Here is a 19012-nt window from a genome sequence, read left to right on the forward strand (position 1 = left end):
TTGGAGGAGCGAACGCGAGGAGGCGACCTGTGTACACCCGCGAGGCATACATCCACAACAGCGGACCGATCAAGGATCTTTATGTCAAGTTTGAGGTCGACGAGAACGACCGGCCTATCCCGACCTTGTTTGTAGGACGCAACGGCGCAGGCAAGACGAACCTTCTCTCAACGTTGGCCGAGCCTCTATTACTAGGTGCGAGCAAAGTTTACGACGACGTACTTACCCTAAAAGGGTTTGGACGAAGCTACTTCCGCATTCTAGGTGCTAGCACAGTTACCACCGGCGCCAGCAACGGGTTTGCGATAGTCAAGTACACAAACGGAGCCGAATCTGTCTTCTACCGGGAGAATGCCGGAGATATTTCTGTCGACGATGCTAAATCACTAATTCCGGACACGCTCCTCGAAGGCGCAAACTGGGACGCCAAAGAATCCTCAAAAGAGATCATCCTCAACGATGAGGCGGCGCGGCAGGTGTTCGGGAACGGCGCCTACATATTTTTCCCATCAAACAGGTCAGAGACTCCGTACTGGTTCAACACCGAGGCGATTCCCGATCAAAAATTTGATACCTCGGATCGATTTAGAAACAATCTCAATAACCCTATGTACGTTGAGCGAAGCCTCGACGAGTTCGCGCAATGGCTATTGGGCGTCCTCGCAGAATCGCGACTCCCGGTGCTCGAAGCGGCATACCTAGCGAAATCCGAAGAAAGCAAAGTTGTGGTGACGTGCGACACAACGCAGTTCATGGTCGGTCAGACGCCACTCATTCAAGCCAACAACATACTTAAGGCTATCACCAGATCAAGCGATGCCGCCTTCTATTGGTCCAGCCGCCACGCCAGTTCCAAGGTTGGAATTCACAAGGGCGGCGTCAACCTATGGTCGGGCCTTAAGAGCCTGTCAGCGGGCGAAGGCACCCTCCTATCCGTGTTCGGCTCACTACTTCGTCGCAGCGACCAGCTCAGGATAACTCCCGAGGAATTGACCGGAGTCGCCATCATCGACGAACTGGACGCGCATATCCATATCGAACTTCAAATGAGCGCACTTCCTGAGCTAATCGCCATGTTCCCACGTATCCAATTCATTATTTCCAGCCACTCGCCGTTCTTCGCATTGGGCATGGAGTCCAAGTTTCCAGGCAAGATCAATATCGTCGACCTACCTTCGGGTCAGAACATCAACGCGGAATCATACACAGAATTCAAGGCCGCGCTTGAGACTTTTTACGACACTCGTAGGTTTGAGGAAATCGTAGACCAAAGACTCCGGGAATCGAATACGCCAACAATCTTGGTCGGGGGCACTACTGACCGAGACTACTTTAAAGCAGCTTCTATTGCCCTTGGTTACGATGATCTGGCCGACCTATTTGAGTGGGTTGGGGAACCTGGAGGATCAGGCGGTGGCCGAAACACAGGCGACTCAAGCCTGCAGAAGGCTGAATCATTCATCCGAGCCAACCCTTCACTCGTCTCCAAGGATGTCGTAATTCTATACGATTGCGACGCCAAGGCCACGTCCAGTAGCTCCGGCAAGCTACACATCGTGCCGATAGAACAAATACCCGGTGCTCGCTGCAGCAAAGGCGTAGAGAACCTGCTACCCGACTCAGTCTTCACCGAGGACGCGTATGCCATCCAAGAGAAGCCGGACAGCTACGGTGGCGGAGCGACGGTCAAATCGATCAAGAAGACCTATCTATGCGAGCAGGTCTGTGCCCAACCGAAGAAATCAGCAGAAATTTTTGAGAACTTCAGGCCGACTTTGGACGCCATATCGTCACTTCTCGGCACGACGAGGCCCCAATCCGATTCCCAAACTACCCCCACCCCCGCAGCGGAGTGACGTTGCTCCGGCGCGGGGTCGACACCGATCCGAGGGCGGCCATAGCGTCGGTGTGGTCGTCCTCGAATAGGTGGGCGTACACCTCCATCGTCACCACGGTCGAGCTGTGGCCCATGTAGCCGGCGATCTGCTTCGGGGGCAGGCCCGCACTGACGCAGAAGCTCGCGTAGGTGTGCCGGAGGCTATGCGCCGTCGTGTTCGCCGGGATCGGCCGCACCCCGTCCGCATCGAGCGCAAGGCTCGCCCGCAACAGCGCGGGCCGGTATACGTTCTTGTAGTAGACCTTGTGGTGGATCGGCTCAGCCCAGTCGAACGCCAGCCGCTCCCCTGCCTCGTGGACCGTGAGTGCGGCGGCCTGCTCCACTGGGGTCATCCGCTGGCCGCACCGCGGCACCGATGATAGGAGCTGAGCAGAACTCTCTCACCTGGCGGTTTCGCAGGAACATGCACCCGTGCTTGTTTCTGGTCAGGGCGGTCTGATTAAGTGTGTGGCAGCAACCCTCCGCAGATCCGACTGCAGAAAGGTGGTCTCCCATGGCCGCACGCCGCCGCTCGAGCTGGATGAACGATGAGCTCGACGCCCTCCGCGACCTCGCGGACAAGTTCCTCGCGAAGGAACTCACCCCCCATATCGAGAAGTTCGCCGAGCAGCACCACGTCGACCGTGACCTCTGGAACAAGGCCGGCGAGCTGGGCCTGCTGTGCCTGTCGATCCCGGAGGAGTACGGCGGCGGTGGCGGCGACTTCCGGCACGAGTCGGTGCTGATCGCCGCGCAGGCTCAGGCCTTCGACACCAGTTGGGGTGTGTCGCTGCACAACGGCATCGTGGCGCACTACATCCTCGCGTACGGCACCGAGGAGCAGAAGCAGGCGTGGCTGCCCAAGATGGCCTCCGGCGAGGCCGTCGGTGCCATCGCGATGACCGAGCCCGGCACCGGCTCGGACCTGCAGAACGTGAAGACCCGCGCCATCAAGACCGGCGGCGAGTACGTCATCAACGGCAGCAAGACCTTCATCACCAACGGTCAGCAGGCCGACATCGTGGTCCTGGTGTGCAAGACCAACCCCGACGAGGGCGCCGCGGGCATCTCGCTGATCCTGGTCGAGGCCGACCGCGAAGGTTTCCGCAAGGGCAACATCCTCAACAAGATCGGCCAGAAGGGCCAGGACACCTCCGAGCTGTTCTTCGATGACGTGCACGTGCCGGTCGAGAACCTCCTCGGCACGCAGGAGGGCCAGGGCTTCTACCAGCTCATGCAGCAGCTGCCGCAGGAGCGCCTGATCATCGGCCAGGCCTGCGTGTCCGGCATGGAGGTCATCTTCGAGGAGACGCTGCGCTACACCAAGGAGCGCGAGGCCTTCGGCCGCCCCATCTTCGGGTTCCAGAACACCAAGTTCAAGCTCGCCGAGGCGCTCACCGAGACCACCATCGCGCGGGTCTTCGTCGACGACTGCATCGAGAAGCACGTCAAGGGCGAGCTCGACATCCCCACCGTCGCGATGGCCAAGTGGTGGACCTCGGACCGGGCACAGGAAGTCGCGTCCGAATGCCTGCAGCTGTTCGGCGGCTACGGCTACATGGCCGAGTACCCGGCGGCCCGCTTCTGGGTCGACAACCGCGTCCAGATGATCTACGCGGGCACGAACGAGATCATGAAGGAGATCATCGCCCGCACCCTCTGACCGGGCACGATTTCCACGAAGGGCGCCGCGACGGAATCGTCGCGGCGCCCTCGTCGTCCGGTTACGATCGTCGCGAGACGGGGGTGCGGGCAATCATGAGCGGTAGGGGAACACGCAGCGGCAGCACTCTCGGGCCCTATTCGATCGGCCCGCTCCTGGGCAGCGGCGGCATGGGTGAGGTGTACCTCGCGCACGACGAACGCCGAGACCGCGATGTGGCGCTCAAGCTCCTGCACGTCTCGGCCTCCCAGGATCCGCAGTTCCGCGAGCGATTCACCCGGGAATCGCAGACGGTGGCCCGGCTCTCCGATCCGCACGTCATCCCGATCCACGACTTCGGCGAGATCGACGGCGTGCTGTACATCGACATGCGGTTGGTCGAGGGGCGCAATCTGTCCGAGGTGCTGCGCGACGGTCCGCTCCCGCCCGGCCGCGCCGTCGCCCTCGTCGATCAAGTGGCCGGTGCACTCGACGCCGCACACGCCAAGGGGCTGGTGCATCGCGACGTGAAGCCCGCGAACATCGAGCTGACCGACGCGGGCTTTCCCTACCTGCTCGATTTCGGTCTGGCAGTGACGGATACGCAGTCGCGGATGACATCCGCCGGGATCTTCGTCGGATCGCAGGCCTATGCCGCACCGGAGCGGTTCGACGGTGACTCGGCTACCGTCGCGAGCGACGTGTACTCGCTGACCTGCGTCTTGTACGAGGCACTCACCGGCCATCCGCCGTACCGCGGTGGCAGCCTCGGCGCGATGGTGAAACAACACCTCGCCTCGCCCATCCCACGGCCCTCCGCGGAAGCGGCCGTGCCACCCGCCATGGACGAGGTGATCGCTCGCGGGATGGCGAAGGATCCGGCAGCACGATTCTCCTCGTGCGGAGAACTCGCAGCGGCGGCACGTCGCGCAGTCGCCGGGGCCGGCCCCGGACCCACCGATTCGGTGGCCACGCAGATTCGCCCCGTCCCGGGCCGGTCCGACCCGACGGTGATCTCTGCACCGCGACCGCGCACCGTCACCTCCCCGCCGGCGGCTCCACCGCCGAGTTACCCGGTCGCACCGTCATATCCACCGGCGGACCGTGCGCCGGCGACACCGCCATCGCGCAGCCGGATGGTGCCGGTCCTCGCCGTGGTCGCTGCCGTCCTGGTCGGTGCGACCGCGGTTCTGGGCTATCTGGCACTCACCGACCGGCGATCATCGCCCGCCGCGAGCACGGCAACGGTGACCGCCTCCGCACCGTCGCAGACCACGGCGGGGACGGCTGCGCAAGCGACCACACCGCCGACCACAGCCCCGCAAGTCGACCCTCGCGTCGCGCTCCAGAGCCGCGCCGCCACCGACCTTCCGGTCGCCAAGGCGACCCTGAACAATCGGTGGGTCGCACAGCTCGCGTCGAAGTTCGCGGGTGCGACCGACGACGGGAAGACCTGGTACGAAGCCGATATCCTCGGCGAGATCGGCTACTTCGACCAGCGATTCGGCGATGTCCGGGTGCTCTTCAGCCCGGACTGGACCGTATTCAGCACCAACAAGATCTTCTGGGTACCCGTCTACGCCGGGCAGAGCTGGGACACACCGGATCCTGCCAACGGCTGGTGCCGCTCCCAAGGACTCGATAACGCGCACTGCTTCGCGAAGCTGATATCCGATACCCGCGGGCCCGAGGGCACCACCCAGAGGTGAGCGCGCGTCAGCGCGTGATCGGTGTCATCGGGCGCTGAACACCGGGGATCGCCAGGGCGAGCACCCCTCGGATGATTCCCTTGAAGACGTCGAGGTTATCGAAGTAGTCGCGCCACAACACGATCCGGCCATCGACCACATCGAACCTGCCGCACACCCAGAATCGCATCCGGAACGGTCCCACCCGCAGCTCGTCTATCCGCTCGGTGAGCACCGTACCGCCCTCGGCGGCACTGGAGGTGAGCTCGACGCCGAACCCCAGGCCGGGTTTCGCGAGCAGCTTCACCACCCGCCCCGCCTGATTCCGGCCGCGTAACGTCGGCAGGCCGACGTTCGTGTAGACCACGTTCTCGTCGAAGGCGGCGAGCGCGTCTTCGACACGCGCGTCCGCGAGGTCGGCGAGGAACTTGCGCACCGTCGCCTGATCGTCCAGGACAGCAACCTCAGTCATGTCTCGACGGTACCCGCCGGATCAATGGCTATCCCGAATTCCGGAGTGCCGTTGCGAGACCGTTCATGGTGAGCAGGATGCCGCGCTGGACCTGCGGATCGGTGTCTCCGGCGCGGTACCTGCGCAACAGCTCCACCTGCAAGTGGTTGAGCGGTTCCAGATACGGGAACCGGTTGAACACCGAACGCTTGAGCGCGGGATTATCGGCGAGCAGGTCGTCGGTCTCAGCGATCGCGTAGTACATCTCGATGGTGCGGCGATGCTCGTCGGCGATCTTGCCGAACACCCGCTCACGCAGCGCCGCATCGGGCACCAGCTCGGCGTACCGCGCCGCCAGCCCGAGATCGGACTTCGCCAGCACCTGCGCCATGTTCGAGAGCACGGTCTGGAAGAACGGCCAGCGGCGGTACAAGGCACGCAACTGCTCCAGGCGGGAGGGACCGCCGTCGATCCACTTCTCGATGGCGGCGCCGGTGCCGTAGAAGCCGGGGAGCATGACCCGCGAGAGCGACCAGGCCATCACCCAGGGGATCGCCCGCAAGTCCGAGATCTTCGAGGTCTGCTTACGCGAACTGGGTCGCGACCCGATGTTCAGCGAGCCGATCTCCTCGACGGGCGTCGACGTGGTGAAGTATTCGACGAAACCGTCGGTGCGGTGCACCAGATCGCCGTAGGCCTCGCGCGCCAGAGCGGCGAGTTCATCGAGTACGGCATAGGCCTCCTCCGCATCGTCGCCGAGCCCCTCGACGTCGAGCAGGGTGGACTCCAGCGTCGCCGCGAGCAGCGATTCCAGGTTGCGGGTGGCGAGTGCGGGCTCTGCGTACTTCGCCGCGATGATCTCGCCCTGCTCGGTCAGTCGCAGCGTGCCGCGGACCGCGCCGGGCGGCTGCGCCAGGATCGCGTCGTAACTGGGGCCGCCGCCGCGCCCCACCGTGCCGCCACGACCGTGGAACAGGCGCAGCGTGACCCCGGCGTCGCGGGCCATCGCAACGAGGTCGAGTTCGGCGCGGTACAGCGCCCAGTTCGCCGCGAGATAGCCGCCGTCCTTATTGGAGTCGCTGTAGCCCAGCATGATCTCCTGCAGTCCGCCCTTGCCGTCCACCAGCGATCGATACACCGGCACCTCGAAGGCCGCGCGCATCGTCGCCGCCCCCTGTTGCAGATCTTCGATGGTCTCGAACAGTGGGACGATGTTCACCGAGCAGGTCGCGACCGCGTCGGCAGCGGAGCCATCTCCCGGCCGGAGCAGGCCTGCCTCTTTGAGCAGCACTGCCGCCTCCAGCAGATCCGATACCGACGTGCACATCGAGATGATGTAGTTCGGCACGGCACCAGGGCCGAGGTTCGCGACCGCGTCGGCGGCGGCATGGAGCACACCGAGTTCTTTCGCGGTCTGCTCGGTGAATTCGGCGCCCGGCCCCACCAGGGGGCGGCGCAGCCGCAGCTCATCGGTGAGCAGGCGCACGCGGTCAGACTCGTCGAGCGAGGCGTAGTCGGGATGCACGCCGGCCCAGGCGAATAGCTCGGAGATGGTTTCCTCATGGACGTCCGAGTTCTGCCGCATATCAAGGCCCGACAGGTGGAAACCGAAGGTGTTCAAGGCTTCCCGAAGGTCCTGCAGCCGCGCATCGGCGATCAGGCCGTCGCCCGCGGTGCGCAGGGAGGCGTCCACGACGGCGAGATCGGCCAGCAGTTCCGACGGTCCGCCGTAGCGGGGAGCATCGATATCGATCCCCGCGTCCAGCGGCTCGTCGAGCAGGTCGGCGGCGGTCGTGGAGAGACGGCCGCGAATCCACCGCAGCGCGCGACGGTAGGGCTCGTCGGCCTGCTTCGGCGAGGTATCCCACTCGGCGAGGGCGAGCAACTCGTCGGACACGGTGGTCAGGCGCAGACTGAGGGCCAATTCCTTCTCCAGTTCGAGCAGCTGTCGCAGGTAGTGCTCCAACGCCGTGGCGGCGGCCCGGCGGGAGGCCATGGTGACCACCTCCCCGGTGACGTACGGATTGCCGTCGCGGTCGCCGCCGATCCACGAGCCGGGCCGCAGAATCGGCTCGGACAGCAGGCCGGTGCCCGGGTACAACTCGCGCAGGCGGGTGCGGATCTCGTGGTTGATCTGCGGCATCACCTCCAGGAAGGCCGCGTCGAAGTAGCGCAGTCCGTTGACCACCTCGTCCTGGATCCGCAGCCGCTCCAGCCGCACCAGGGCGGTGTCCCACAGGGTGAGGATCTGCCGGCGCAGATTCACCTGCACCTGCTCCTCCTCGCGGGGATCGAGTTGAGTGCGGTCCCGATACCGCATCAGCTCGGTGATCCGATGCTGGGTGTCGAAGACGGTGCGGCGCCGGGTCTCGGTGGGATGCGCGGTGATGACGGGTACCACCAGTGCATGCCGGAGCGCGGCGCGGACGGCGTCCCCGTCGAGTCCCGCGTCCTCCAGCAGCGTGTAGGTGTGCGCGAGCGACGAGGCCTGCGGCGCCTCCCCTGCCCGCACGTGGATCGCGCGCCGGCGTTCGCGATGCAGGTCCTCGGCGAGGTTGGCGAGGAGCGCGAAGTGGGAGAGGGCCCGGATCACCGGGACCGCCTCGGCGGTGGGCAGATCGGTGAACATCGCGGCGAGCTGCTCGCGGTCGATCTCGGAGCGCCGTACCCGGAAGGACTCCTGGCGGGCGTTCTCCACCAAGTCGAAGATGCGCTCGCCGGCCTGTTCGCGGACGGTGTCCCCGAGGATCCCGCCGAGCAGACGGATGTCGTCACGGAGGGGTTCTGTTGCTGCGCGCGCGGGCTCACTGGTCATGACGATAAGTATGAACGAATCGTCTCAAGCACGCCCACTGTGGTCCGGCACACACCGGCCGCGGAAAAACGAAGGCGCCGTGCCCCACTGGGGTCACGGCGCCTTCGAAGTCGTGAGCGTCAGGAACTGAGTTTGATGCTCAGGGTGACGCCGATGATGCACACGGTCCACACGATGCCCACGAAGATCGTCACGCGGTCGAGATTCTTCTCCACCACCGACGAACCGGAGAGAGACGACTGGACGCCGCCGCCGAACAGCGACGACAGGCCGCCGCCCTTACCGCGGTGGAGCAGAACGAGCACCACCAGAAGCACGCTCAGCACGACGATGGCGATCTTCAGCACCAGCTGCAATGTTTCCACGAGGATCCAGTCTACATAGTGGGGGCGTGTCACCGGCGGACCGGCGATGCGCCCGCTCGGTCAGAGCGGTCCGCCGGCGGCGATCGCGCTGAGCGCCGCGAACTCGTCGGGCTTGAGCGAGGCACCGCCGACCAGGCCGCCGTCCACATCGGGCTGAGCGACGAGCTCTCCGACGTTCTTACTGCTCACGGAGCCGCCGTACAGGACGCGGATCCCCGCGGCCACCTCTGCCGACGCGATCTCCGCGATGGTGGCACGCACTGCGGCGCACACCTCCTGGGCGTCGGCGGGGGTCGCGACCTTACCGGTCCCGATTGCCCAGACCGGCTCGTAGGCGATCACGATCTTCGACACCTCGTCGGCGGTGAGGCCGGCGAGCGAACCCTTGAGCTGCTCGATGTTGTACTCCACATGCGTGCCCTGCTCACGGATGTCGAGGCCCTCGCCGATGCACACGATCGGAGTCAGGCCGTGACGCAGTGCGGCCTTCGTCTTCTCGAGCACGATCTCGTTGGTCTCACCGTGGATGGTGCGGCGCTCGCTGTGTCCGACGACCACATAGGTGCAGCCGAGCTTCGCCAGGAAGGCCCCGGAGATATCGCCGGTGTACGCGCCGGAGTCGTGCGGAGACAGATCCTGCGCACCGTAGGTGATGAGCAGACCGTCTCCGTCGACCGCGGTCTGCACCGAGCGAAGATCGGTGAACGGCGGAATCACCGTCACATCGACTTTGGCGAAGTACTTCTCCGGCAACGCGAAAGCGAGCTTCTGAACCACCGCGATCGCTTCGAGGTGATTGAGGTTCATCTTCCAGTTGCCGGCGATCAGCGGCTTGCGGCTCATGTGTCACCCCTCTGCAGCACCTGGAGCCCCGGGAGCTCCTTGCCCTCGAGGTACTCCAGCGACGCCCCACCACCGGTGGAGATGTGGCTGAAGCCGTCCTCGTCGAGGCCGAGGGTGCGCACGGCTGCGGCCGAATCGCCGCCGCCGACCACGGTGAAGGCTCCGTTACTGGTCGCCTTGATGACCGCCTCGGCGACTGCCTTGGTTCCCGCGGCGAACGCCGGGAACTCGAAGACGCCCATGGGACCGTTCCAGAACACCGTCTTCGCCTCGGTCAGCACCGCGCCGAAGCGCTGGGCCGATTCGGGGCCGATGTCGAGGCCCATCCAGCCATCCTCGATCGCGTCGGCCGCGACGGTCTTCGACGCGGCGTCGGCGGCGAACTTATCGGCCACGACCACGTCGATCGGCAGGTGCAGCACGTCACCGAACTCCTGCAACAGCTGCTTGCAGGTGTCGATCTGGTCCTCCTGCAGCAGCGAGGTGCCCACCGAGTAACCCTGCGCTGCAAGGAAAGTGAACGCCATACCGCCGCCGATCACCAGGGTGTCGACCTTCGGCGCAAGGGCCCGGATCACGCCCAGCTTGTCGGAGACCTTCGAGCCGCCGAGCACCACGGCGTAGGGACGCGACGGGTTCTCGGTGAGTTGTGCGAGGACGCGGACCTCGGCATCGACCAACTGGCCGGCGTAGGCCGGGAGCAGCTTGGCCACGTCGTACACCGAGGCCTGCTTGCGGTGCACCACACCGAAGCCGTCGGAGACGAAGGCACCGGGTCCGGCATGCGAGGAGACGTCGACGAGCTCGGCGAGATCGCGCGCCAGCGCCTCCCGCTCGGCGTCGTCCTTGCTGGTCTCGCGCGCGTCGAAGCGCACGTTCTCGAGCAGCAGCACGTCACCGTCGGTGAGGCCCTCGGCGCGCGCGAGCGCATCCTGGCCCACTACATCACCCGCGAGCTGGACGTTGCGGCCGAGCCGCTCCCCCAGTTCCTTCGCCACCGGTGCGAGGGAGAACGCGGGATCGGGTGCGCCCTTGGGGCGGCCGAGATGCGCGGTGACGATCACCTTGGCGCCCGCCTCGGCGAGGGCCTTGATGGTGGGCACCGACGCGACGATGCGCCCGGCATCGGTGATGCGGTCACCGTCGAGGGGCACGTTCAGGTCGCTACGGACCAGTACCGTGCGTCCCTCGACGCCCTCGGCGAGGAGGTCGGAGAGCGTGGAAACGGAACTCACGCCGACGACCGCTTAGAGCGACTTGCCGACGAGGCCGGCGAGGTCGACGAGGCGGTTGCTGTAGCCCCACTCGTTGTCGTACCAGGACACGACCTTGGCCTGATCGTCGATGACCTTGGTGAGGCCGGCATCGAAGATCGAGCTGTGCGGGTCGGTGACGATGTCCGAGGAGACGATCGGCGCGTCGTAGTACTTGAGGATCCCCTTGAGCTTGCCCTCGGAAGCGGCCTTGAGGGCAGCGTTGATCTCCTCGGCCGAGGCCTTCTTCGCCAGCTGCGCGGTGAGGTCGGTGACCGAGCCCGTGGGGATCGGGACACGCAGGGCGTATCCGTCCAGCTTGCCCTTGAGCTCGGGCAGCACCAGGCCGATCGCCTTGGCGGCACCGGTCGAGGTGGGCACGATGTTGATCGCGGCGGCGCGGGCGCGGCGCATGTCCTTGTGCGGCGCGTCCTGCAGGTTCTGGTCCTGGGTGTACGCGTGAACCGTGGTCATCAGGCCCTTGACGATGCCGAACTCGTCGTTGAGGACCTTGGCCAGCGGGCCGAGGCAGTTCGTGGTGCACGAGGCGTTGGAGATGATGTTCTGGCTGCCGTCGTACTTGTCGTCGTTGACGCCCATCACGATGGTGATGTCCTCGTCCGACGCGGGCGCCGAGATGATGACCTTCTTCGCGCCGGCGTCGAGGTGACCCTTGGCCTTCTCGCGGGCGGTGAAGATTCCGGTGGACTCGACGACGATGTCGACGCCCAGATCGCCCCACGGCAGAGCGGCGGGGCCCTCGCGGACCTCGAGCGCCTTGATCACCTGGTCGCCGACGCGAATCTCGTCACCGGTGGCGGTGACGTCCGCATCCAGGCGGCCGAGGATCGAATCGAACTTCAGCAGGTGAGCCAGAGTGGCATTGTCGGTCAGGTCGTTGACCGCCACGATCTCGATATCAGTGGTGCCCAATGCCTTCTGGGCCGCCACCGCGCGGAAGAAGTTACGGCCGATCCGACCGAAACCATTAATGCCAACGCGAACCGTCACTTAACTGCTCCTTCGACTGGGTGTGCCTGTCACCACACCCTATCGCGTGGCACATTCGCACCGGCAGGGAGCAGGGACTTCGTGCTCGTCACACTTTCTTCGCCTAGCTTCGGACATTTCCGGGCGAACTCCCCGGGTGTCCCGCTCCCCGCCGGGAACGGATCAGTCGGTACGGGCGTGACGGGGCACGTAGTCCGGATCGTGGCCGAGCCGCAGCGCGTGCTTGCCGAGGGTGGTCGATTCGAAGACGCTGGGCGTCCGGTCGTCACCGAGGACGACGAGCGCCAGGATCACGAAGCCGAATATGCCGATCGGCGGGTCCGCGAGATCGGCTCCCATGTCCACCCAAGCGCCGATCGTGGCGGCAAAACCGAGGAGAAAGAGCCCGCGCCCCAACCACGCAGGGGTCCTCGCTTTCCACAGACGCTTGATCGATTGCTTCGTCGGGGCGTTGGTCCCCGCCCGGAGCGCCGCCCACCGCCGGACGGGACCGATTCCCGCAGCCCAGGCTATTCGCCGCCACCGCTTGACGGCCTTGCGGCGGTGCGCGCACCAGTACAGGCGCCGTACCGACGCCATGGCGGCGTAGCCGTAGGCCGTCGCCAGGAAGAACAGCTGGAACGCGGCGAACGCCCCCGTCGCTACTGCCAACCACCGGTCAGCCGCCGACTCGCCCGCGCGGAACCTGCCATACAGATCTGGACTGAATACGACGAGCACCCACAGCAGAAGCGCCGCCACGACCGCACTGACCGCCGCGAGGCAACCACGACGGCTGGCGCTGCCGGACTCGGGTTCGCTCACACGCCGACTATATCCACATCAGTGGATCGACAATTCATTCTCCGTCGTCGAGCATGTCCGCGGTGACGGCGGATTCGGTATCCGGGACACCGTCGGCGGCGGCGCGCTTGTCGGCCATGGACAGCAGGCGGCGGATGCGGCCGGCCACGGCGTCCTTGGTCATCGGCGGGTCGGCGAGCTGACCGAGCTCCTCCAGGGACGCCTGACGGTGCTGCACCCGCAGCGAACCGGCCTGCGCGAGGTGATCGGGGACGTCGGGACCGAGGATCTCCAGCGCCCGCTCGACGCGCGCGGCGGCCGCGACGGCGGCCCGGGCGGAGCGGCGCAGGTTGGCGTCATCGAAGTTGGCGAGGCGGTTGGCGGTGGCGCGTACCTCGCGCCGCATCCGGCGCTCCTCCCACACCAACCGGGTGTCGTTGGCACCCATCCGGGTGAGCAGCGCGCCGATGGCCTCGCCATCGCGGACCACCACGCGGTCGGCGCCGCGCACTTCGCGTGCCTTCGCGGTGACGCCGAGGCGGCGAGCACAGCCGACGAGCGCGAGCGCCACCTCGGGCCCGGGACAGGAAACCTCGAGGGCGCTGGAGCGGCCGGGTTCGGTCAGAGACCCGTGGGCGAGGAAGGCGCCGCGCCACGCCGCTTCCGAATCGCCGACGGACCCGCCGACGATATGCGACGGCAGCCCCACCACCGGCCGCCCGCGCATATCGAGCAGTCCCGTCTGTCGCGCGAGCGCTTCGCCGTCCTTGACCACGCGGACGATGTACCGGGCCGCCTTACGGAGGCCACCTGCGCTGAGCACGTGGACATCGGAGTTGTAACCGTAGAGATCGAGGATCTCCTTGCGGAGACGGCGAGCGATGATGCCCATATCGACCTCCGCCTCGACGATCACCCTGCCGCCCTGGATGTGCAGTCCCCCCGCGAAGCGCAGCAGAGAGGCCACCTCGGCGCGGCGGCAACTCACCTGCGTGATGGAGAGCCTGCTCAGCTCATCCTTGACCTGGGATGTCAACGCCACGGCGGGACTCCTCCTAGGGGACGTGATCGGGCGGGCGGACAAAGACAGAAGAGTTTAACTACTGAGTGCCTGAGGATTCACTGTAGGCCACATCCCCGATCGCGGCTGCCAGTGCGGCAGGGTCGTGCTGATGCGTTCCGGGAACGCCGACGGTGACGAAATGCGGGCGGGCACCGAGCAGCGCTGTGGCGCGCACCAGATGCTCACGCTCCGGTCCTGGCGGCACCGTCTCGGCATCGACGATCACATCGTCGAATTGCAGGCCATCGGCGTGCGCCGCCAAAACGTGCAGGTGCCGCTCGGGCGAGTACCCCACCGTCTCTCCCGGCTCCGGCGCCAGATTGAGGATGAGCACCCGCCGCGCCGACGTGCGTTTGAGGGCATCGAGTTGCTCGGGAACGAGCACGTGGGGGATCACTGAACTGAACCAGGATCCGGGCCCCAGGGTGACCACGTCGGCACCGAGGATCGCCTCGATCGAATCGACGCACGCCTCCGGATGCGATGGAAGTAGGCGGACCCGGCGCACCTGTCCGGGGGTAACGGCTACTGCGACCTGCCCCCGAATCACCCTGGACAGTCGCGGATCTTCCTCCAGCCCTGTGACATCCGCTTCGATCCGCAGCGGACCGGGCACCATCGGCAGCACACGTCCCTCGATACCGAACCGGTCCACCAGCGCGTCGAGCGCATCGACCGGATCGCCGAGCACCTCGCACAGCCCGGCGAGCAGGAGATTGCCCACCGGGTGGCCGGCCATGGCACCGCCACCGCCGAAGCGGTGCTGCAGGATTCCCGCCCAGAACTCGCCGCGGTCGTCGTCGGGCATCAGGGCTGCCAGCGCCATTCGCAGATCACCGGGCGGGATGATGCCGAGCTCGGTGCGCAACCGGCCCGACGAGCCGCCGTCGTCGGCGACGGTGACGATCGCGGTGATATCGGCATCGAGCGTCCGCATCGCGCGCAGGGTGGCGAAGAGTCCATGTCCGCCGCCCAGCGCGGCTACCTTCAGCGCACTCATTCGAGCCCCAGATCTCGGTGCGCTGCACGCACTTCCATTCCCGGACGGTCGGACAGCCGGTGCACCAATTCTTCGGTCATGGCCACGCTGCGGTGCTTCCCACCGGTGCAGCCCACGCCGATCGTGAGGTAGGTCTTGCCCTCACGGCGGTAACCGTCGAGCACCGGCTCGATGAGTTCGGCGTAGGTGTCCAGGAATTCGGAGGCACCGGGCTGCCCGAGCACGTAGTCCGAGACCTCATCCGTGAGACCGTTGAGCGGACGGAGTTCGGGGATCCAGAAGGGATTCGGGAGAAAGCGCACATCCATCACCATGTCGGCATCGAGCAGGATGCCGTTCTTGAATCCGAACGACTCGACCGTCACCGTCACCGTGCCCGACCGCAGCGTGCGGAAGGCGTTCTCGATGTTCTCCCGCAGGCGCGCGACCGACAGGTTCGAAGTATCGACCACGAGGTCGGCGGTCGATCGAATCGGTTGCAGAATATGACGTTCCGCCGCAATCCCCTCGGCGAGGGTGCCGCTTCCCTGCAGCGGATGCTTGCGGCGTACCTGCTCGAACCGGCGGATCAGCGTTTGATCCGAGGCGTCGAGGAACAACACGCGCGGTTCGATCTCCTTCTCCGCGAGTTCGCGCCGGATGTCGGCGAAGTCTCCCGTGAAGGTGCGGCTGCGCACATCGGTGACGATGCACAGGCGGTGGATGCGGGATTCGTCGGCAAGGGAGATGTCGACCATCTTGCCGATCAGTGCCGGCGGCAGATTATCGGCGACGTACCAGCCGAGGTCCTCGAGCACCTTGGCGGCGGTGCCCCGCCCGGCGCCGGACAGACCGGTCACCAGCAGCACGTCCATGGGTCCGTCGCTGCGATGCTCCCCGACGGTCCGCTCTCCGGTGTCGGTGTCCTGGTGCCCGGTTGGGCGCACGGTCGTCTCTCCTCATCGCGCGGCGGAATCGTTCGGATTCAGAGTAGCCACCGATGCGCCCGGACGGGAGGTGTCCGAGGTCGGGAGGGCCGTGGACGCCCGACTCCGGCGAGTTAGAGTCGGACAGTGCGTGTTCTTCGGCCACTCCTGCGCCTCGGACTCGGCACGGCGATGGCAGTGACCGCGGCACCGTGGGCAACTGCGGATACCGCCGCCGGGCTCTCCCCTGGCCTCGCGCGTGCCTATGCGGCCGCCCTCCACAGCGCGAGCACCGCAGGTGTGCCGTTGTCCATCACATCGGGCAAACGAACCTGGGCGCAGCAGCAGTGGCTATGGCTGGACGGCCTCGACCGATACGGCTCACCCGAGGCCGCGCGACGCTGGGTGCTACCACCCGGCGAGTCCACTCACGTGACCGGCGATGCCGTCGACGTCGGGCCGTATGAGGGCGCGGTGTGGTTGCAGGACAACGGGTATCGTTGGGGATTGTGCCGCACGTTCGGCAACGAGTGGTGGCACTTCGAGCTCGCGACCACACCCGGTCACGCATGTCCGCCGACGGTGCCGGACGCGTCGCTGCGCTGATCGGAAAGCCTTCGCCGGTCTCGCGGCGATGCTAGGTTGACCAGCATCGTCGAGCGCCTGGAGGCTCCCCATGACCGGTCCGCATCCCCGCCTGAAGTCCGCCGCTGCGGCCGTTTTCGTCGTCCCGCTCGTGCTCGCCGGATGTGGCACGTCCGGCTCCGGCGGCGCACCGTCGTCGACCGCGGCGGTGGCGGCCGAGGGATGTGCCGCGACCGGCGCGCAGGGCACCATGTTCACACCGTCGGCGACCGCGTCGCCCACCGGTCCCAAGGACATCAGCACCACACCGGAGGGAGCGTCGGGATACCGGTCCGGCCTGCCCGTGACCTATACCAAGGACTATTCGGTGGCCACCGCGAATCCGATCGCCACCCGTGCGGCCTGCGAGGTACTCGCCGCAGGAGGCACGGCCGCCGACGCCCTGGTGACCGCGCAGACTGTTCTCGGGCTCGTGGAGCCTCAGTCCTCGGGCATCGCGGGCGGAGCCTTCTTGCTCTACTACGACGCGAAGCAGAAAAAGATCCAGGCCTACGACGGCCGCGAGACCGCGCCGTCGAGCGCCGATCAGAACTACCTGCGGTGGGTGTCTCCCGACGACCAGAGCGCACCAAAACCGGACGCCCGCTCCTCCGGCCGGGCGATCGGCGTGCCCGGTGCACTCCGGCTCCTCGAGGCCGTCCAGGGCGAACACGGCCAGAAGTCGTGGCGCGAACTGTTCGACCCCGCGGTGCGGATCGCCGACGACGGCTTCGACATCAGTGACCGCTTGGCGGGCGCGATCGCCGACGAGGCGAAGAACTTCGCGAACGACGCTGATCTGCGGGGCTACTTGCTCGAGCCCGACGGGGCGCCGAAGAAGGCGGGAACCAAGCTGGTCAATCCCGCGTACGCGAAGACGCTCGGCGCCGTCGCCTCGGAGGGCGCGAAGGCCTTCTACACGGGTGCAATCGCTGCGTCCATCGTCGATTCGGTGCGCGATACCACTGGCGGGCGCACCGCCGGAACGATGACCCTGGAGGATCTCGCGAACTACCAGGTGCAGGTCCGCGAAGCGGTGTGCACCCCGTACCGCGACCGCGAGCTGTGCGGTATGCCGGCGCCGTCGTCGGGCGGGATCACGGTGGCGCAGGCGCTCGGCATCCTCAACTCGTTCGACCTGACCGACCTGGGGCCGGCGGCCCAGCGCGGCTCCGACCCCGGGCCCGACGGCGGGGTGCCCACCGCGAAGGCGATTCACCTGATCTCCGAGGCCGAGCGGCTGGCCTACGCCGACCGCGACAAGTACATCGCCGACCCCGCATTCGTCCCACTCCCAGGCGGATCACCGGCGGCCATGGTCGATCCGGCGTACCTGCAGGGCCGCGCGAAGCTGATCGATCCGAACAAGTCGATGGGGACTGCCAGGGCCGGTGATCTGCCGACGGCAACGCCCGGCGTCACCACCACACCCGAGCACGGGACCAGTCACATCACGGTGCTCGACAAGTACGGGAACGTGGCCTCGATGACGACGACCATCGAGTCGGCGTTCGGTTCGTACCACATGACGAACGGCTTCCTGCTGAACAATCAGCTCACCGACTTCTCCGCGGAGCCGGTCGATTCCACCGGCGCCCCGGTGGCCAACCGGGTGGAGGCGAACAAGCGCCCGCGCAGCTCGATGTCACCGACCCTCCTGTTCGCGCGCGGTTCAGACGGCCGGCGCGGCGAGGTGCTCGGCGCCCTCGGCTCCCCCGGCGGTGCGGTGATCATTCAGTACGTGATCAAGACGATCATCGGGCTCACGGATTGGAAGCTCAACCCGCAACAGGCGGTGTCCATGGCGAACTTCGGGGCGGCGAATTCGCCGAAGACGAACCTGGGCACCGAGCATCCGGCGGTGTCGAGCGCGGAGGGAGCGAAGGTCGCCGACGAGCTTCGGGCACTCGGTCATCAGCTCAATATGGTGCCGCAGGTGTCCGGTCTGTCGGCCATCGTCAAGCAGGACGGGGTCTACGCGGGCGGTGTCGACCCGCGTCGCGAAGGAATCGTTCTCGGCGGAGGCTAACGACCCGCTCCACACGACGATGTGCGCTACCGTCGATCCATGGGGGCGAAGTGCATGTTCGTGGTGGCGTCGAGCGGCGACCCGTCGAGTCGGCTGCGCGACCTACCCGCGATCGACGTGGCCGCCTCGAACTCCCTCGCGACGGCGATCCTCGGCACGCGTACCTGGGGCAGGAAGCGGCGCGCCTACCGCACCGGCAACCTCGCCGAGGATGCGAATCCGCACGACGAGACCGGAATCGGCGTCTTCGGCGAGCTGGTGATCGTGAGCGGCGACGAGACCGCATCCTGGATCGAACAGGACGTTCCCGCGTGGGGCGGCGCATTGTTGGAAGCCGGAGACGTCGACGCGTTCGTCTTGCACTCCGTTGTGACCATGGGCGGTTTCGCGTTCTGGCGCAACAGCACCCCGATCCGGGCCTTCGCCGGCGCGGAGGGCGAGGCGATCATCGATCAGGGTTCGCGGCTCCCGTTCGAGCGGGATCTCGATGTTGCCGAGCACGGCTACGAATGGATCGCCGAGAACGCCCTCCTGGACCGGTTGGGCTTCAGCTACGAAGGGCCGCCCTCCACCGACGGCTTCGACCCGGCGACCGTACCGCTGCTGATGTACCGGTGACGCTGGTCGCCACCAAGAAGCTCATAAGTCACGGCTCCTAGCGTCG

At 66.3% G+C, this 19012-nt stretch carries 17 protein-coding genes; 6 read left to right on the plus strand and 11 right to left on the minus strand.

Annotated elements, in window-relative coordinates:
- Positions 1–29 precede the first annotated feature (29 nt).
- Positions 30–1856, plus strand: a complete 1827-nt coding sequence (locus tag TPAU_RS12660) for an AAA family ATPase (protein ID WP_013127154.1) — start codon at positions 30–32, stop codon at positions 1854–1856.
- Here the strand turns inward: TPAU_RS12660 and TPAU_RS12665 are convergent.
- Positions 1831–2229 (minus strand): site-specific integrase, encoded by a 399-nt coding sequence (locus tag TPAU_RS12665; RefSeq protein WP_049825841.1) that lies wholly within the window; start codon positions 2227–2229, stop codon positions 1831–1833. The genes TPAU_RS12660 and TPAU_RS12665 overlap by 26 nt on opposite strands.
- Before the next feature lie 161 nt (positions 2230–2390).
- On the opposite strand from TPAU_RS12665, the gene TPAU_RS12670 reads away from it, so the two are divergent.
- Positions 2391–3539: an acyl-CoA dehydrogenase family protein gene (locus TPAU_RS12670; protein WP_013127155.1), complete on the plus strand. Its 1149-nt coding sequence runs from the start codon at positions 2391–2393 to the stop codon at positions 3537–3539.
- Positions 3540–3634: 95 nt separating this feature from the next.
- A complete protein-coding gene (locus TPAU_RS12675; RefSeq protein ID WP_013127156.1) occupies positions 3635–5227 on the plus strand; it encodes a serine/threonine-protein kinase in 1593 nt (530 codons plus the stop codon).
- Between the two features lie 7 nt (positions 5228–5234).
- Here TPAU_RS12675 and TPAU_RS12680 read toward each other — a convergent pair whose 3' ends face one another.
- The 10 genes from TPAU_RS12680 to rapZ all read right to left on the minus strand — a co-directional run bounded on the left by TPAU_RS12680 (position 5235) and on the right by rapZ (position 15644).
- Positions 5235–5678: a limonene-1,2-epoxide hydrolase family protein gene (locus TPAU_RS12680; protein WP_013127157.1), complete on the minus strand. Its 444-nt coding sequence runs from the start codon at positions 5676–5678 to the stop codon at positions 5235–5237.
- A 28-nt stretch (positions 5679–5706) separates the two neighbouring features.
- Positions 5707–8472 (minus strand): phosphoenolpyruvate carboxylase, encoded by a 2766-nt coding sequence (ppc, locus tag TPAU_RS12685; RefSeq protein ID WP_013127158.1) that lies wholly within the window; start codon positions 8470–8472, stop codon positions 5707–5709.
- A gap of 119 nt (positions 8473–8591) precedes the next feature.
- Positions 8592–8828 carry a preprotein translocase subunit SecG gene (gene secG / locus TPAU_RS12690; RefSeq protein WP_041945029.1) on the minus strand — a complete coding sequence of 79 codons (237 nt, stop codon included), beginning with the start codon at positions 8826–8828 and terminating at the stop codon, positions 8592–8594.
- Positions 8829–8897: 69 nt separating this feature from the next.
- Positions 8898–9680: a triose-phosphate isomerase gene (gene tpiA / locus TPAU_RS12695; RefSeq protein ID WP_013127160.1), complete on the minus strand. Its 783-nt coding sequence runs from the start codon at positions 9678–9680 to the stop codon at positions 8898–8900.
- Complete coding sequence (locus TPAU_RS12700; RefSeq protein WP_013127161.1) at positions 9677–10915, minus strand: phosphoglycerate kinase; 1239 nt, start codon at positions 10913–10915, stop codon at positions 9677–9679. Before TPAU_RS12700 ends, tpiA begins: the two co-directional genes overlap by 4 nt.
- A 12-nt stretch (positions 10916–10927) precedes the next feature.
- Entirely contained in the window at positions 10928–11944 is a 1017-nt protein-coding gene (gene gap, locus TPAU_RS12705) for a type I glyceraldehyde-3-phosphate dehydrogenase (RefSeq protein ID WP_013127162.1), read from the minus strand.
- A gap of 162 nt (positions 11945–12106) precedes the next feature.
- Complete coding sequence (locus tag TPAU_RS12710) at positions 12107–12748, minus strand: hypothetical protein (protein ID WP_013127163.1); 642 nt, start codon at positions 12746–12748, stop codon at positions 12107–12109.
- Positions 12749–12782: 34 nt separating this feature from the next.
- On the minus strand, positions 12783–13769 hold the full coding sequence (gene whiA / locus TPAU_RS12715; protein WP_013127164.1) for a DNA-binding protein WhiA: 987 nt from the start codon (positions 13767–13769) through the stop codon (positions 12783–12785).
- A gap of 58 nt (positions 13770–13827) precedes the next feature.
- Positions 13828–14790, minus strand: coding sequence for a gluconeogenesis factor YvcK family protein (locus TPAU_RS12720; RefSeq protein WP_013127165.1), 963 nt, complete (start codon positions 14788–14790; stop codon positions 13828–13830).
- Positions 14787–15644 carry an RNase adapter RapZ gene (gene rapZ / locus TPAU_RS12725; protein WP_041945030.1) on the minus strand — a complete coding sequence of 286 codons (858 nt, stop codon included), beginning with the start codon at positions 15642–15644 and terminating at the stop codon, positions 14787–14789. Before rapZ ends, TPAU_RS12720 begins: the two co-directional genes overlap by 4 nt.
- A 243-nt stretch (positions 15645–15887) precedes the next feature.
- On the opposite strand from rapZ, the gene TPAU_RS12730 reads away from it, so the two are divergent.
- The 3 genes from TPAU_RS12730 to TPAU_RS12740 all read left to right on the plus strand — a co-directional run bounded on the left by TPAU_RS12730 (position 15888) and on the right by TPAU_RS12740 (position 18966).
- Positions 15888–16301, plus strand: a complete 414-nt coding sequence (locus TPAU_RS12730) for a M15 family metallopeptidase (protein WP_013127167.1) — start codon at positions 15888–15890, stop codon at positions 16299–16301.
- 70 nt (positions 16302–16371) lie between these two features.
- The gene (gene ggt / locus TPAU_RS12735) at positions 16372–18348 is read left to right on the plus strand and encodes a gamma-glutamyltransferase (RefSeq protein WP_013127168.1); all 1977 of its coding nucleotides are present in this window, start codon (positions 16372–16374) and stop codon (positions 18346–18348) included.
- 39 nt (positions 18349–18387) lie between these two features.
- Positions 18388–18966, plus strand: coding sequence for a DUF6928 family protein (locus TPAU_RS12740; RefSeq protein WP_115329631.1), 579 nt, complete (start codon positions 18388–18390; stop codon positions 18964–18966).
- The last annotated feature ends 46 nt before the right edge of the window (positions 18967–19012 follow it).

Source organism: Tsukamurella paurometabola DSM 20162 (genome assembly GCF_000092225.1).
Taxonomy (GTDB): domain Bacteria; phylum Actinomycetota; class Actinomycetes; order Mycobacteriales; family Mycobacteriaceae; genus Tsukamurella; species Tsukamurella paurometabola.